This window comes from Streptomyces sp. NPDC088732 (genome assembly GCF_044751205.1).
GTDB lineage: Bacteria > Actinomycetota > Actinomycetes > Streptomycetales > Streptomycetaceae > Actinacidiphila.
The window spans coordinates 26,519-42,695 of record NZ_JBIVLI010000015.1 but is presented as its reverse complement, the minus strand read 5'-3'; the positions used below and the strand labels follow the sequence as shown (position 1 = coordinate 42,695).

Annotated in this window: 11 protein-coding genes; 3 read left to right on the top strand and 8 right to left on the bottom strand. The window is 73.7% G+C overall.

The window, feature by feature from the left end; all coding sequences use genetic code 11:
• Positions 1-57: 57 nt before the first annotated feature.
• Entirely contained in the window at positions 58-732 is a 675-nt protein-coding gene (locus tag ACIP9H_RS24615) for a histidine phosphatase family protein (RefSeq protein ID WP_401589937.1), read from the bottom strand.
• Between the two features lie 443 nt (positions 733-1,175).
• Between ACIP9H_RS24615 and ACIP9H_RS24610 the strand changes: the two genes are divergently transcribed.
• Positions 1,176-2,279, top strand: a complete 1,104-nt coding sequence (locus ACIP9H_RS24610; RefSeq protein ID WP_401589940.1) for a sensor histidine kinase — start codon at positions 1,176-1,178, stop codon at positions 2,277-2,279.
• Between the two features lie 168 nt (positions 2,280-2,447).
• Here the strand turns inward: ACIP9H_RS24610 and ACIP9H_RS24605 are convergent, their stop codons facing one another.
• Positions 2,448-3,011, bottom strand: a complete 564-nt coding sequence (locus ACIP9H_RS24605) for a PadR family transcriptional regulator (RefSeq protein ID WP_401960844.1) — start codon at positions 3,009-3,011, stop codon at positions 2,448-2,450.
• 291 nt (positions 3,012-3,302) lie between these two features.
• Between ACIP9H_RS24605 and ACIP9H_RS24600 the strand changes: the two genes are divergently transcribed.
• Positions 3,303-6,908, top strand: a complete 3,606-nt coding sequence (locus ACIP9H_RS24600; protein WP_401960841.1) for a choice-of-anchor D domain-containing protein — start codon at positions 3,303-3,305, stop codon at positions 6,906-6,908.
• Positions 6,909-7,216: 308 nt separating this feature from the next.
• The gene (locus ACIP9H_RS24595; protein WP_401960839.1) at positions 7,217-9,046 is read left to right on the top strand and encodes a BTAD domain-containing putative transcriptional regulator; all 1,830 of its coding nucleotides are present in this window, start codon (positions 7,217-7,219) and stop codon (positions 9,044-9,046) included.
• Between the two features lie 644 nt (positions 9,047-9,690).
• Here ACIP9H_RS24595 and ACIP9H_RS24590 read toward each other — a convergent pair.
• From ACIP9H_RS24590 to ACIP9H_RS24565, 6 genes are all read right to left on the bottom strand, one after another.
• The gene (locus ACIP9H_RS24590; RefSeq protein WP_401960836.1) at positions 9,691-10,803 is read right to left on the bottom strand and encodes an NADase-type glycan-binding domain-containing protein; all 1,113 of its coding nucleotides are present in this window, start codon (positions 10,801-10,803) and stop codon (positions 9,691-9,693) included.
• 99 nt (positions 10,804-10,902) lie between these two features.
• Positions 10,903-11,430, bottom strand: a complete 528-nt coding sequence (locus ACIP9H_RS24585; protein ID WP_401960833.1) for a phage tail protein — start codon at positions 11,428-11,430, stop codon at positions 10,903-10,905.
• Positions 11,431-11,546: 116 nt separating this feature from the next.
• Positions 11,547-13,517 (bottom strand): putative baseplate assembly protein, encoded by a 1,971-nt coding sequence (locus tag ACIP9H_RS24580; RefSeq protein WP_401960831.1) that lies wholly within the window; start codon positions 13,515-13,517, stop codon positions 11,547-11,549.
• Positions 13,517-13,975, bottom strand: a complete 459-nt coding sequence (locus ACIP9H_RS24575) for a GPW/gp25 family protein (protein WP_360916535.1) — start codon at positions 13,973-13,975, stop codon at positions 13,517-13,519. Before ACIP9H_RS24575 ends, ACIP9H_RS24580 begins: the two co-directional genes overlap by 1 nt.
• A 7-nt stretch (positions 13,976-13,982) precedes the next feature.
• The gene (locus ACIP9H_RS24570; RefSeq protein WP_401960828.1) at positions 13,983-14,264 is read right to left on the bottom strand and encodes a PAAR domain-containing protein; all 282 of its coding nucleotides are present in this window, start codon (positions 14,262-14,264) and stop codon (positions 13,983-13,985) included.
• A 14-nt stretch (positions 14,265-14,278) separates the two neighbouring features.
• Positions 14,279-16,138: a VgrG-related protein gene (locus ACIP9H_RS24565; RefSeq protein ID WP_401960826.1), complete on the bottom strand. Its 1,860-nt coding sequence runs from the start codon at positions 16,136-16,138 to the stop codon at positions 14,279-14,281.
• Positions 16,139-16,177: the final 39 nt, after the last annotated feature.

Sequence of the window (16,177 nt, the reverse complement as noted above, 5' to 3'; positions counted from 1 at the left end):
ACGGCCTGACAGAGGCGCCCGCGGCCATCCGGCCGCGGGCGCCTTCGCGTCGCAGCGTCATGAGAGCGGCGGCGCCGCGGCCTTCGCCTGCTCCACCGGCGCGTGGCGCCGGGGGGAGCCGAAGGGCGCCCCGTTGACCGCTATGGGCACGCTTCCCGCCGGCCGGGAGGAGTCGCGGTCCGCCTCGTAGGCGGGGGTGACCTGCCAGCCGTTGTCCGTGGAGACCAGCGACACCGACGACAGCGGCCGCACGTCGAGGTGCCAGAAGGTCCTCGCCGGCGCGGAGAGCGCGTGCACGAGCAGCGCGCGGGCGACGGCGGGCTCGACCACGGCCAGCGTCGGCCGGGTGCCGCGCGGCAGTTTGACGAGCCAGTCGGCGGCCCGGTCGCAGAGCTGCCGGACGGATTCGCCGCCGTGCGGTGCGGCGTCCGGGTCGGTCAGCCAGGTGGACAGGCCGTAGGGGTCCATGGCCGCGATCTCCCCGCGGGTGTGGCCCTTCCAGCGCCCGTAGTCCAGGTCCCGCAGTGCGGGCTCGACGGTCGGTTCGAGGCCGAGAGCGGCCGCCGTCCGTGCGCAGCGTGCCGAGGGCGCCCGGATGGTCAGCGGGTGGGTGACGAACGCGGGCAGCGCCATGCTGCCGGGCAGCCGCTTCCCCGCGGGCTCGTCGCCGAAGACCGCTTCACGTCCGCTGGTCTCGGTGGCCGCGCACAGAAGGGTCAGGTGGATCGCCATACGGTGGCCTCCTTCCTTTCCCGGTCGGGTACCGGGCCGTGCTGCGAGGCTCCGGCAACCGTTCTCCCACACGGTCCGTGGGCTGTCTGCCGCCACTCGGGTGACGAGGCGACGTGAGAAGGCCGCAGGCGCCGGCCATGGGTGCTGCGGTTCGTGGCTGCCGCGTGGCTGTGCGGACAGGTTTTTCCTGGTTACAGCATCCCGCCGGGCCTCGCCGGGATCCATCCTCCAGTCGGCGGCGGCTGCCTCCACCGACCGGCGGGACAGCATCCGCCATCCGGCCGGTGCGGCGGCGCGCGGACGGGGTACGGCCGCGCGCGGGGTAGGCATCCGGCATGGGCCCATGCCGTGCGGCGCGCACGATTCTGCAGGCCCCGGCCGCCCGGCGCGTGCTCCGGGCCGGTGCGGGCGCCGGTGCCCGCCTCCGGCGGGCGGGGCGGCGGATGCGGTTCCGCGGCCCGCCGCTCCTGCTGCTGGACGTGCTGCTCGTCTTCTTCGCGCTGCTCGACGTCCGCGTCAACGTCCATTTCGACGACTCCGCCAGCCTCGCGTGGGGCCTGACGGCCGCACTCTCCCTGATGCTGCGGCGCCACCGCCCGCTGATCACGTTCCTGCTGACCCTGCCCGCCGTGCTCGTCTCGTCCGCAGTCTTCGCGTCACTTGCCGCCCTGTACACGCTGGCCACGTTCACGCGGCGCCGCATGCTGCTGGCGTTCTGCGGGGTGGCCTTCACGCTCTGCGACGTGCCGCCGTGGCCGTCCCCGCGGTTCGACCTCACGGAGACGGCGACCTTCATCACCCTCGGATACACCGCGACGACAGCGGCCGCCCCGCTCTTCCTCGGGCAGCTCGTGCAGGCCCGTCGCGACCTGTCCCTGCGGCTCCGTGAGATCTCCGAGGCGCGCGACCACGAACGCCTGCTCACCGCCCAGACGGTGCTGGCGACGGAACGCGCCCAGTTGGCGCGGGAGATGCACGACGTGGTCTCGCACCAGGTCAGCCTGATCGCCGTGCAGGCGGGTGCGCTGCAGGTCGGCGCGCCGGACGCGGCCGTCAAGGAGACCGCGGGGACGATCCGGCGGCTGAGCGTGCAGACCCTGGACGAACTGCGGCACATGGTGGACGTCCTGCGCGCAGCGGGCAGCCGGCCGACCGAACTGACCCCGCAGCCGTCCGTGTCGGACCTCGAACGGCTGGTCGGCGGCAGCGGCATCGAGGCCGAGCTCGACATGGACCTGCCGGAAGGGCTCCCCGCGCCCGTCCAGCGCGCCGTCTACCGCACGGTGCAGGAGGCGCTGACCAATGTGCGCAAGCACGCGCCCGGCGCGAAGGCCTCCGTGCGGGTCCGGCGCGAGGCCGGCGTCGTCCGGGCCACGGTCACCAACGACCAGCCGACCCGCCGCCCGCTCCCGCTGCCGAGCGCGCGGTACGGTCTGGTCGGGCTGCGGGAGCGCGCCGCCCTGCTGAACGGCACGTTCAGTTCGGGCCCGACGGCGGAGGGAGGGTACGAGGTCCGCCTCGAGCTCCCGGTCGAGGGCCCGGACTGAAGGCACCCGTACGGCGGATCTCCGCCGGGTGCGGCGGTGCCGATGGTCCGGCGGCGCATTCACGACGCCCTGTGCCTCGGCCGCCGGCCCGGGACCCCGCCGCCGGGGTGCGCCCCTGAGGGGACGACCGCTGAGGCCTCCCGTTCTCAGGCCGCTCTCAGGCCGTTCTCAGGCCGGGAGCGAGGCCCGCTGTTCCAGGATGCTCAGCGCCCGCTCGGCCCAGAGGATGTTCTCCGTCTCGAAGGCGCGTCCCCGCATGAGGGTCAGGTACGGGCCGATCCGGTCGCTCCCGGCGAGGAACTGCTCCTCGGTGCGCCCGGCGAGCAGGCGGGTGCGGTCCTGGTCGTAGCGGGCCAGTTTGGCCCGTGCCGACTCCAGGCGTTCCGCGATCGCGGTGCGCACGGCGGTCGCGTCTCCCCCGTCCACCGCCTGCACCTTGACCAGCAGTTCGTCGCGGATGGCGGTCGGCCTGGGAGCTTCGGCGGTGAAGTCGTGGAGCGCCTGCTGCCCGGCCCCGGTCAGTGAGTACAGGCGCTTGTTGGGCCTGCGCTCCTGCTGGACGACCCGGGCTTCGATGAGGCCTTGGGACTCCATGCGGTCCAGCTCCTTGTACAGCTGCTGGGGCGTGGCCATCCAGAAGTTGGCCACCGACGCGTCGAACCTCTTGGAGAGGTCGTAGCCGGAAGCCTCCCCCTCCAGAAGGGCCGCCAGTACCGCGTTGCGCAATGCCATACCCGGATATTACGCCTTCTTGAACAGACGAAGAGACCGCTGCCGACCGGGCCCGCGACCTGGTGAGCGGCACGGGATATGACGAATCGTCAGCAGTTCGCACGGCATGGACCCCTTGCCACCGGCTTCTCCTCACGCCAATGAACGCAGAATCTTGCGCAAAAAAGTTACTTTCTCACGAGGATGCGCCGGGATATTGCGCGGGTGTATCCGCGACATTACGGTGCCCCTTGCGTTGGCGCTCCACCCCCCTGGCGCAGAACAGACATTCTGCGCCGAAAGGAGCATGTGATGTTGCGTATACCCCCCATCCTCCGAGGCCGGAGACGGCCGTCCCTGAGACGAGCCGTCGCCGTCGCGGCCGGCACGGCCCTGCTCACCACCGGCGGCACGATCGCGCTGGGCGCCGCCCCGGCCTTCGCCGCGGCCGCCACCGGCGGCAGCGGCGCGAACCTGCCCTACGTGGAGGTGCAGGCGGAGAACTCCGCCACCAACGGCACCGTGATCGGGCCGAGTTGGACGTACGGCGAGCTCGCTGACGAGGCGTCCTACCGCAAGGCGGTGACCCTCCAGGGCAGCGGCAAGTTCGTCACCTTCACCACCCCCGTGGCGACCAACTCGATCGACTTCCGCTACAGCATCCCGGACAGCTCCGGGGGCTCGGCCTACACCGCCCCGCTGTCCTTCGCCATCAACGGCGCCGCACAACCCGACTTCACCCTCACCAACGCCTACAGCTGGTACTACGGCAGCTACCCGTTCACCAACACCCCCGGCAGCAATCGGCACCACTTCTACGACGAGGTCCACCGGCTGCTGCCGCAGACGTATCCGGCGGGCACCACGTTCACCCTCCAGGTGGGCTCCGGCGGCACGACGACCACCATCGACTTCGCCGACTTCGAGCAGGTCGGCGCGGCGCTGTCGCAGCCGTCCGGCTCGGTGTCGGTCACGTCCAAGGGCGCCGACCCGACCGGTGGCAGCGACGCCACGGCGGCCTTCAACGCGGCGATCAGCGCGGCCGGCTCCGGCGGCACGGTGTGGATACCGCCGGGCACGTTCAAGATCCCCGGCCACATCACGGTCAACAACGTCACCGTGGCCGGCGCGGGCATGTGGTACTCGACGGTGACCGGTGCGGCGCCCGGCTTCTACGGCCTCGGCGAGCCCGACAGCTGCGGGGTCGGCGGCAACCGCGGGGTCAGCAGCGGCGTCCACCTCTCCAACTTCGCGATCTTCGGCCAGGTCGGCACCCGCAACGACTGCGACCAGGTCAACGGCATCGGCGGCGCGATGAGCAACTCCTCGGCGTCGAACATCTGGATCGACCACATGAAGGTCGGCGCCTGGATGGACGGCCCGATGGACAAGCTCACCCTCAGCGGGCTGCGGATCCGCGACACCACGGCCGACGGTGTCAACTTCCACGGCGGTGTGACCAATTCGACCGTCACCAACAGCGACATCCGCAACACCGGTGACGACGGCCTGGCCACCTGGGCGGACGCCGCCCTCGGCGCCGACGTCAACGATACCTTCTCCAACAACACCGTGCAGATGCCGATCCTGGCCAACGGCATCGCGATCTACGGCGGGCACGACAACACGGTGAGCGGCAACCTGGTGGTGGACGCCGGCCTGGCGCAGGGCGGCGGCATCCACGTCGGGCAGCGCTTCACCTCCACGCCGGTCGGCACCACCACCATCACCGGCAACACCATGATCCGGGACGGCAGCCTCGACCCGAACTGGCAGTTCGGCGTCGGCGCGCTGTGGTTCGACGGCAGCCAGGGCGCGATCACGGGCCCGATCAACGTGACCAACGCGCTCATCCAGCAGAGCCCCTACGAGGCCGTGCAGTGGGTCGAGGGCACGGTCAGCGGCGTCCACCTCAGCAATGTGACGATCGCCGGCACCGGCACCTTCGCGCTCCAGGAGCAGACCGGCGGCGCGGCCACGTTCACCAATGTCACGGCGACCGGCGTCGGCGCGTCATCGCCCGTCTACAGCTGCGAGGGCTCCAACTTCGCCGTCACCGACGGCGGCGGCAACTCCGGCATCTCCGGGACGCCCTTCTGCGGCGGCTTCCCCGCCCCGGTGTTCCCGCCCTACCCGCCCACGGGAGTCACCGCCTCCCCCGGAGCGCTCAACTTCGGTTCGGTGGCGACCGGTTCGACCAGCGCCGCACAGACCGTGACGGTGTCCAACCCGACCGGCACCGCAGCCGCCGTGACCGCGCTGGCCGCCTCGGGCGACTTCGCGCAGACCAGCACCTGCGGCACATCGGTACCGGCGAACGGCTCCTGCACCGTCAGCGTCACCTTCCGGCCGACCGCGACCGGGGAGCGCACCGGCACCCTGGCCCTCACCGCGGGCGGCAACACCAGCACCGTCTCGCTGACCGGTACGGGCACCGCGCCCGGCCCGGTGCTGAACACCAACCCGGCCGCTCTCACCTTCGCCGGTACGGTCGTCGGCTCGACGGCCGCCGCGCAGACGGTGACCGTCACCAACTCCGGCACGAGCGCGGCCACCGTCTCGGCCGTCGCGGCGACCGGCGACTTCAGCGAGACCGACAACTGCGGCTCCCTGCCGGTCGGTTCGTCCTGCGTGGTCACCGTGGCCTTCAAGCCGACCGCGGGCGGCGCCCGCAGCGGCACACTGACGCTGACCAGCAACGCCAACAACAGCCCGACGAAGGTCGCGCTGGGCGGCACCGGCATCGACAGCGGCACGAACATCGCGGCCGGGCGTCCCGCGTCGGCGAGTTCCGCCAACGGCACGTTCGCCGCGGGCAATGTCACGGACACCGACGCCGCCACGTACTGGGAGAGCGCGGGCGGCGCCTTCCCGCAATGGGTGCAGGTCGACCTCGGCCAGAACTACAGCGTCGGCAAGGCCGTGCTGAGGCTCCCGCCGTCCACCGCCTGGGCCACCCGTACCGAGACCCTGTCCGTGCAGGGCTCCACCAACGGCAGCAGCTTCGACACGCTGGCCGCGTCCGCCCCGCTGACCTTCGACCCGAACGCCAACAACAACACGGCGACCGTCACCTTCCCGGCCGCGACGGCCCGCTACGTGCGGATCAACATCACCGCCAACACCGGCTGGAACGCGGCCCAGTTGTCCGACCTCCAGGTCTTCCCGAGCGGCGGCAGCGGCAACCCGCAGGCGACCTTGTCGGTCAGCCCGACCTCGCTCACCTTCGGCACGCAGGCACCCGGCACGACCAGCGCCGCACGGAACGTGACGGTGACCAACACCGGTACGGCCGCCGCGACGATCTCCTCGGTCACCGCCTCCGGCGACTTCGCGCAGAGCAACACCTGCGGCACGTCCCTCGCGGCGGGGGCCGGCTGCACGGTCGCGGTGACATTCACCCCGACCGCGTCCGGCACCCGCACCGGCACCCTGACGATCAACGGCAACGCCGCCAACAACCCGGTCACCGTCGCGCTGTCCGGCACCGGCAGCGGCACGGTGGCGACCAACCTGGCGGCCGGCCGGCCGACCACCGAGTCCAGCCACACCGACGTCTACCCGTCCTCGAACCTGACCGACGGCAACCAGGCCAGCTACTGGGAGAGCGCCAACAACGCCTTCCCGCAATGGGCACAGGTCGACCTCGGCTCCGCCCAGAGCGTCAGCAAGGTCGTCCTCCAGCTGCCGGCCGGCTGGGGTGCCCGCAACGAGACGCTGTCGCTCACCGGCAGCACCGACGGCTCGGCGTTCAGCACGCTGAAGTCGTCCGCGTCCTACAGCTTCACCCCGGGCGCGAACAACACCGTCACCATCACCTTCCCCGCCACCACCCAGCGCTGGGTCCGGGTGACGGTCACCGCCAACGACGGCTGGCCCGCGGGCCAGCTCTCGGAGTTCCAGGTCTGGAACACCTGACCCGGAACGGACCACCGGACGCCGGTGCCGCGGGGTGCGCACGCGCCCCGCGGCACCGGCGTCCGTGCTGTGCCCGGCCCGCCGCGGCAGGGGTCATGATCCAGAGCCGTTACGAATCCGTACCCATGTACCCGGAGGCGTCTCAACTCCGTGGCGGAGCCCACCGCTCCCTAGCGGGTGACACCACGGCTGCCTAGAGTGATGGGTGATCCCTCCTCCGCCCGCCGCCAGCGGGTCTGCCCGGCACCCTCCAGGCAGTCAGGAATCCACCTCGGTCCCCGCCCGGTCACGGGAAGGAGCCCTTCGTCGTGGCGCAGCCCCCTGCGATGCCGCCCACCGGGTCCGGTCCTCTCCGGCCCCGCGTCGTGAACCTGCTCTCCGGACACCGAGCCTCACCCCTCGCGCTCGTCGTCGCGCCCGCGGGGTACGGCAAGTCCATCGTGCTGGCCCACTACGCCGACTCCTTCGCCGCGAGGGGCAAGGTGATCAGCTGGCGGCCGTACCGGGACACGCGTGAGGCGGCCCCCCTGCTGGACAGCCTGATGCGGAAGCTGCTGGAAGCCGGCCCCGACGGCGGGCACTCCACCGCGGAACCCCCGGCGCCCGCCACGGTCGAGTCGGTGCTCACGGCCGTCGAGCGGCGCGCCGGGCCGGTGCTGATGCTCGTCGACGACGTCCACCTCGTGCACGGAACGCCGGTGGAGGACGCCCTGGAGGAACTGGCGCTGCTGGCGCCGCCGAACCTGCGGATGGTGCTCGCCGGGCGAAGACGGCCCTCGATCAATCTGGCCCGGCACGAACTCTCCGGGACCGTCGTCGTCACCGCGGACCAACTCGCCTATGACGATGCCGAGTTCCGGCAGGCGCTGGCGACGGCGGGCCCGCCGGGCGGCGGACCGGTGACCGCGCCGGAGTACGAGACGCTGAGCCGGCTGACGCGGGGCTGGCCGGTCGCGCTCCGGCTGTGCCTCCAGGTGCCGCGCCGGGACGCCGACCGGGCCGCCACCGTACTCGCTTCGGCCGCGGTCCGCGGCTACCTCGACCGCGAGGTGCTGGGGGTGCTGCCCGGCCGGCTCGCCGAGGCGTTCGCCGAGATCTGCCGGACCCCGCGGGGACCGTGGCTCACCGACGACGGCTCCGGTGTCCTGGACGAACTGGAGGACGGGTACGGGCTGGTCTCACGCCGTACCGAGGGCAGGTACGACTGCGTTCCGCTGCTCCGTGAGCACCTGCGGCTCCGCGCCTCAGCGGCTCCCGCCGCGCGGGCCGCCCGGCCCGCTCCTCCTCCTTCCGCCCGCCCGGCCGCCCAGGACAGCCCCGGCCCGCTGACGCTGCGCTGCTTCGGCCGCTTCGAGGCGACGCTCGGGGACCGGGTGCTGGACTGGCGGACGACCCGGCCCCGGGTCCGGGCGCTCGCCCGGCTGCTGGCCGTGCACGCGGGGCAACCGGTGCACCGCGAACGGCTGATGGCCGCCTTGTGGCCGGAGACCCCGGAACGGAACGCGGGCCGCGGACTCCAGGTCGCGGTCTCCGCGCTGCGCACCTTCCTGGAACCGGGCGTCGACCGCGGGGCGAGCCGCATCCTCTTACGGTCCGGCGAGGCGTACATGCTGTCGCCGCAACCGGGCGGGAGCTGCGACGTGCAGCGGTTCGAGGCCGCCGTGACGAGCGGGCTGCGCCTGCTGTCGCACGGATCGGTGGACCAGGCCGCGGAGTCGCTCGGCCTGGCGCTCCACCTCTACAGCGGTGAACTCCTGCCCGAGGACGGCCCGGCGGAGTGGGTGGTGCCGCTGCGGGAGTACCACCGCGCCCAACTGGTGCGCGCCGCCCTGACGCTCGCCGAGGTCGAACTCGGCCGCGACCGCCCGCAGACCGCGGTCGCCGCGGCACACCACGCACTGTCCGTCGACCCCTTCCAGGACGCGGCCTGGCGCCTGCTGGTGCTCGCGCACCGGCGGGCCGGCGACCCGGTCGCGGCCCACCAGGCCCAGCTGCGGCACGCACGGATCCTGGAGGAACTCGGCGTCCGCCCACCGGGAACCGGGGCAGAGCCGGACGCCGCCACGCGGCGCGGCCTCGGCGGACTGCCGGCCGCCCGGCCCCGCGAACACCCGAGGCTCGACGTCAGCCCCGCTTGAAGAACTCCGCGACGCCGAGCTGACGGGCGCCGCCCGCAGACCGCGATCGCCCCGGCGCACCCGGCCCCATTGCGGCACGCACGGATCCCGGAAGAACTCGGCGTCCGCCCGTCCGGCCCGCGCCGGAACCGGACGACGCCACACGGCGGGCTGCCGGCCGCCCGGCCCCGCGGACACCCGGCGCTCGACGTCACACAGCTGATGCCCGCCGCCCCGACGCCCGCCGAAACCGAACCCGGCCGAAGGCCCGCGGACCGCGGTCGCCCCGGCACACCACGCACTGTCCGTCGACCCCTTCCATAACGCGGCCCGGCGCCGACTGGTGCTCGCCCACCGGCGGGCCGGCGACCCGGTCGCGGCCCACCAAGCCCCATTGCGGCACGCACGAATCCTGGAAGAACTCGGCGTCCACCCACCCGGCACCGGACCGGAACCGGACGCCGCCACGCGACGCGGCCTCGCCGGGATACCGGCCGCCCGGCCCCGCAAACACCCGGGGCTCGACGTCAACCCCGCTTGAAGAACTCCGCGACGCCGAGCTGACGGGCGCCGCCCGCAGACCGCGGTCGCCGCGGCACACCCGGCACGCGTGCGAATCCCGGACGGTGCCGCGCGGCGTGGCCGTGCGCACCCGGGGCTCGACGTCAGCCGCGTTTGAAGAACTCCACCTCGCCCACGGCGACCCGGTGTCCGCTTCCGGCGCCGTAGGCGCTCTCGATCGTGAGCCGGACGCGGACGACGTCGCTCACCGCGAAGTGGAACTTCTGCTCGCCCGCGCTGTCGGCGAGGTTCACCGTGTGCCGGGTGACCGTGCCGTGCGTGTCGGTGACCGTTGCGAGCAGGGTCTGCGGGCGGCCCTGGGTGAGGAACTGCTGGGCGTTGGTGGAGATGCCCGGGTAGACGATCACGTCGAGCAGCCGGAACGGCTCGTCGAACCGCGCCTCCAGGTACTGCCCCTTGCCGTCGCCCTCGCGGTCCGGTGCCCAGTAGCGGTCGGTCGTGCCGTCCACCGCCAGCGAGGCGGCGTGCCCGCGGGACGCGCTCGACGCGCTGACGCCCACGGCGTGCACCTGCTGGGGGGTGGCCAGCCGGTCCTTCACCGCTTCGGTCGCCTGGCGCAGTTGGGGCCGCAGGGCGAAAACGGCGGCGCAGAGCACGGCGAGCACCAGGACGGGGACCAGGAACCGCGGCCGGCGCACCCGCCCCGAGAATCCCGGCCCCGGCCGGTCGCCCGCTGCCGGGGCGGTGCGCGGACGGCGGGTGAACAGCCTGCGCCACCACGACGCCTGCGGCGCGGCCGGGGCGTCGGCCAGAGAGGTACCGCAGCGACGGCAGAACCGCCGGGTGGGCACGTTGCCCGCACCGCACTGACCGCAGATCAGGTCACCCGGCGCGGGCGGCGGTTCGTCCGGGGCGGACACCGCGGTGGGGCGGGGGCGCGCCGCAACGGGCTCCCCGGCGCGCGGTTGCACGGGTGCCGCGGCGGGGCTCGCCGCGGCAGGCGCGGCTTGCACGGGTGCTGTCTCCGGGCGCGGCGGCACGGGGGGCGCCTCGGCGGGCGATTCCGCGCGCACGCTCGTCCGCGGGGCGGGCTGCTCCGGCACGGCGGCGGCCGGGCGCGGGCTCGTGGCGGCGGCTGGCTCCGTCCACTCCAGGAACGCCCCGCACGATCCGCAGAACTGCTCGCCCGGCTCGCACCGCTTGCCGCACTGCGTGCACTCGATCACTTTCCGCTCTCCCCCTGTCGTGGTGCTCATGTGCTCCGCCCGATTCCATGGTCACCACCGGCGGTGTCCCCCGGTAGCCGCTGCGGGGCAGCCGGGAGGACCGCAGGCGTGCCCTTTCGGGCGGGACGGTCAGCCGGGGACGACCTCGACGGTGAACGGGAGATGGGCCGGCCGGCTGCGCGCGACGAGAGCGGTCAGGGCGCGGGTGTCGAACGTGTCGGGGTCGGGGACGCGCACGCGTACGGACAGCCGGGGTTCGGGCGAGCCCGGCAGCGGGGTCCCCGGTGTGACGGATCCGGTCGCTCCGCCGCTCTCCTCGATCTCGGCCTCGACGCCGAAGGCGCGGCGGATCTCCTCTGCGAGGCCGGCCCGTGTGCCCCGCAGGGCGTGGGTCCGTACGGCGCCCGAGATCTCGGAGCGGCGCGCGGCGCCCACCGGCCCGTCCGCGGGTCGCGCCCCGACCCATGCCGCCAGCAGCGCGGTGAAGTCGGCCGGGGCGAGAGCGGGGTCGAGATAGGCGGCCAGGTTGTCCAGGGTGCCGGGGACCGGCGCCAGTACTTCGTCGAGCCCCGCGGTGAAGCGCTGGACGAAGTCGTCGTCGGCGTACACGCCGGGCAGTTGGAGCCCCAGTGGGTACCGTGAGATCAGCCCGGGCACGAGCGCACGTCCGCCTCCACCGTCCCCGGGTGCGGGTGCGGGCGCAGGCTCGGCTGGCTCGCGCCCTGCCTTTCGGTAGTTGATCCCCTCGCCGTCCGCCGGCGGCACACCACCGCTCATGCGCCCGTCACCCGCACCTGGTGGTCGTAGGAGAAGACCAGCGCGCCGGCCGCCAGGTCGACCCGGTCGGTGGGCTCGCCGCGGCGATGGCTGCCGGGGTCCGCGGGGAAGAGCCGGACGCCCTCGACGAGTTCGACGCCCGGCACCTGCTGGAGCACCGCGAAGACCTCGCCGGACTGCACGGACCGGCCGAAGGGCCAGCCGGCCCCGTCGGCGCCGCCGGTCAGGGGGTTGAGGTGGCGGTAGAGGGCGGTCAGCGCGTCCTGCTGGACGCGTGCGGGCGACGTGGACGGGGTCGCGCGGAGGGTGGTGACGACGGTGACGCCCTGGTAGAAGGGGGGTTCGACGACCAGCCGGGTACCCAGCGCGCGCTGGGCGTCGAGGCGGGAGACCACTCGCGCCACCAGTTCCTCCGGGCAGGCGAGCCCTTCGAAGGCGAGGCGGCCCGAGGTGTCGGCCTCCGCCCAGGGCACGAGCAGCACGCGCACGCCGCCCGCTTCGGTCCCGCTCTCCGCGGCCACGCACCGCACCCGGGCGATCTCGGGCGCGGCCTGGCGGGCGAGGTACTCGTAGTCCTCGGCGGTGACGGCCCGTTCACGGGAGCGCAGCGAGAGCGCGCCGCGCAGCTTCGCGTTCTCGACGTCCTCGCCGTCGACGCCGCCCTTGGCGGCGGAGCGGTTCCCGACGCGGGCGATGTACGGGATCGAGCTGCGCAGGACGGACAGCGCGCCGCGTGCCACGTTGCCGCGCCGGCCGCCGCCCGTCAGGTAGGGGCGGACGCGGATCGGCACGCCCTGCGGCGGCACGGCGCCGTACTGCTTCAGGGAGCCGTCGGGTTCCCGCACCGCGGGCCCGAAGGCGATCTCGCCACTGCTGCGGTCGAGCCGCACATGGTGGTCGCCGGGCCCCGAGTCGCCGAAGTGCCCGACCTCCGCCCACTCCTGCGCGCCCTCGGCGGTGAGGGTCTCGACGGTGAACGGCTCGCGGCCGGCGACGACGGGCGGCCGGGCCACGGCGAAGACCTGCCCCGGCACGCCCTCGGACAGGCCCAGCACCTCGCCGGCGGCGCGTTCGGCGTGCGCGGCGGGCGCGGTGCCGCCGATGGTGAACGCGGCGGCGGACAGCAGCCGCGGGCTCGCCGAGTAGGGGCGGCGGACCCCGTCCGGCGGCAGCACGCGGGCGCGCAGCCAGCCGGCCCGGCGCCCGGCCTCGGCGACGGCCACATGGCCCTCGGGCACATGGACGAGCACGTCGCCGGGCCGGTTGAAGCCCCCGCTGCCGTCACGCTCGACCTCGCACGGAGTCCAGCCTTCCGCGGTCCGTGCCTCCCACACCAGCGGCGGGTCGTCCGGGTCGATCCCGTGGCCCGCGACGGGGAACGCCAGCCGCAGCGCGACGACGCAGGACGGGACGGCCGTGGACAGCCCGAACAGCACGGTGTCGCCCGGCTGCGGGACCTCGCCGAAACAGGCCACGCCCCGGCCGCCGGCGAGTTCGGCGGTCCGGTCCGCCGCGGCCGGTGCGGCGCCCTGTCCGCGCGGGTCCGCGGGCCGCACCGCGAGGACCGCCAGTTCGCAGGGCACGACGGTCAGGTCGCGCAGGGTGCTGAAGACGACGGCCTGTTCGGTCTCGCTGCGGACGGTGGCGACCTCGGTGCCCTCCCGGACCGCCACCGGGCCCGGCTGCGGGGCGGAGAGCCAGAAGGTGACGTCGGTACGGGCCGCGGCCGGCGGGAAGAGCCGCAGTCCGATCAGGTCGAGCAGCGCCACGTGGTGCTTGTCGGGCACCCGGTTGAGCCGGTAGATCAGCTGGTCGACCATGTGCGCGAAGGCCTCGATGAGGGTGACGCCGGGGTCGGAGACATTGTGGTCGGTCCACTCGGGGCAGCGCTGCTGCACCATCCGCTTGGCCTCGTCCACCAGGTCCTGGAACCTGCGGTCGTCCAGATGGGGGCGGGGCAGGGACATCAGCGGCCACCTCCGTCGGCGGAACCGTGCGGGCCGGCGGGCGCGTCCGCGCCCGCCCCGCCGTCGTGCGAGGGGATCACATAGAACGGGAAGACCAGGTTGCGCGGGTCGTTGGTGCCGCGCAGCGCGTATCTGAGGTCGATGTAGAGCGTGCCGGAGTCGACCCCGTCGAAGGTGACGGTGACGTCCACGAGATCGACCCGCGGCTCCCACCGTTCCAGCGCGACCCGCACCTCGTAGGCGATCCGGCCCGCGGTGGCGGCGTCCGCGGGCGCGAACACGTAGTCGTGGATGCCGCAGCCGAACAGCGGACGCATGGGGCGTTCGCCGGGCGCGGTGGCCAGGATCAGCCGGATGCTCTCCTCGATCTCCCGTTCCCTGACGACCAGGGCCACCGAGCCGGTGGCGTCGGTGCGCGCGGGGAAGGCCCAGCCGGCGCCGATGAACTGCTCTCCCACGGCCCGGTCACCCGCCGATCAGTACGGTCGGGGCGCCCATCAGGATCGGCGCCCCGCAGACCGCGAGGTCGCCGACCCGGGCGGCGGGCATGCCGCCGATGAGGACGGTCGGGCAGCCGGGCGGTGCGATCGCGGACGGCGGGTGCACGGCGGGCGGCGGGAACGAGCAGATGTGGGGGGTGCCGACCACGGCCGCGGGCATGCCGGCGATCAGCACGGTGGGCACTCCGGGCGGCCCGATGACACCGGGGTGCCCGGTGGGGTCGGCGACTCTGGCTGCTGGGGGCATTCCTGGCGCTCCTCTTAGTTGATCTTGACCAGTGCGGCGCTGATGGAACAGGTCGCGCCGCCCTTGATCTCGGTGCTCGCGGTGCCGTTGACGCCCACGGTGGTGCCCTTGACGTCCACCTGGCCCTGGGTCTGCAGGCTGAGCGCACCCGATCCGCCGTCGAGTGCCACACCGCTGCGGGCGGTGACCTTCACCGACTGCCCCGACAGCTCCAGGCTGCCGGTGCCCGCGTCCACGCTGACGCCCTGCTCGGCCTTGACGATCACCTTCTGCCGGGCCACCACCTCGACACTGCCGTCGCTGCGCACGACGACCTTGGTGGCCTGCTGGTCGAGATGGAGGGTGAGCTTGCCGTCGCCGGTGGACATCCGTACACCCTGCGGGCCGCCCGACACGTCGAGCAGCTCCACCCGGTTGCCCGAACGGGTCACCAGCGAGCGGCGGTTGACCGCGCCCGAGGTGGAGTCCACGAGCGGCGCGTCATGGGCGGACGGCTTGTCCTGGCCGTTGTAGAGGCTGCCGAGGACGTACGGGCGGTCGACCATGCCCTGCTCGAAGCCGACCAGCACCTCGTCCCCGACCTCGGGGCCGAACACCCCGCCGCCGCCCTTCCCGCCGAGGCCCGCCGTGCGGGCCCAGTCGCTGACGTAGTCGTCGGACAGCCAGGGGAAGGCCAGCCGGACCCGGCCGAGGGCCTCGGGGTCGCGGGTGTCGGTGACGGTCGCGTTGACGAGGCCGCCGATCCGGCCCGCCGCCGCGCCGAACCCCGCGCCTCCGCCGGAGGCGAGCCCGTACAGCGAACGGTCGGAGCGGCCGCCGACGGTGAGCCACGTCTGGTAGCCGGTGTCGGGGTCGAAGACATGCCGGCTGGCGGTGATCGTGTACTTGCCCTCGAACGGCGGCCCGACGTTCGCCAGGGTCACCGCCGTCCCCGCGCGCAGCCGCGGGATGCCCATGGCCACCGCGTCCACTTCGGCGAGCGAGGCGGCGAGGTCGGCGGCCAGCGCCCGGGCCGCCTGGTCGGCGGCGGACTGGGTGCCGTACGGGGTGTCCGTGGCCAGGAACACCGCCTGGCCGAACGGCGCCGCGGCCTGCCCGGGCGTGAGCCCCAGCGACAGCCGGTCCCCCCGGTCGGCGGGGGCCTGCCCGACCACGGCCGCCTTGGCCTGCACGTCCCAGCCGCGCACCTCCACCCGCTGCACCTGGTCGGCGGCGGTCACGGCGGCATGGCAGCGCAGCAGGTTCCGCCCGAACTCCAGGACGTACGGACTGGCCTCCGGCCGGGTGGCGGGATCGGGCGCGGACGCGGCCCGCGAGGGCACCCGGAAGCAGAACTTGCCGTCGCTCACGGACACTTCGGCCCCCGCGAGATCCGCCAGCCGGTGCAGGAACTCCCAGTCGGTGACACCGGGCTGCGCCAGGTGCTCGTACGCCGTCGTCGTCGTGTCGACCGTGCCCACCGGCAGTCCGGCGCGGCGGGCGACCTGCACGGCCACGTCCGAGGCCGTCATCTGCCGGTACCCGGCCACATGCCGGCCGCGGAAGAAGCGGTGGGCGTGGTCGAGGCCGCGGACGACGGTGAAGGTCCCGGTGCTGTCCAGGTCGACCTCGACGGCGGTCACCTCGCCGGAGACCAGCAACTGCCGCTCCGGGTCGTCGCCGGCGCGGGCGAACACCTTCACCGGGGTGCCGATGGTGATGCCCGTCTTCCGCAGAACCATGTGCTGGGGGTCGCGGAAACGGAGCACGAACAGGTCGGGAAGCCGGACGCTGCCGTCCACGTAGGCGGAGACCAGCAGTTCGGCCGTGTCGGGCGGCAGCGGCGCGCCGCCGGCCTCCACGGCGAGGGTGTTGGCGAAGGTCTCTCCGGCCATCGTGGGTCGTCCGTCCTCTCCTGGTGCTGTGCTGGTGCT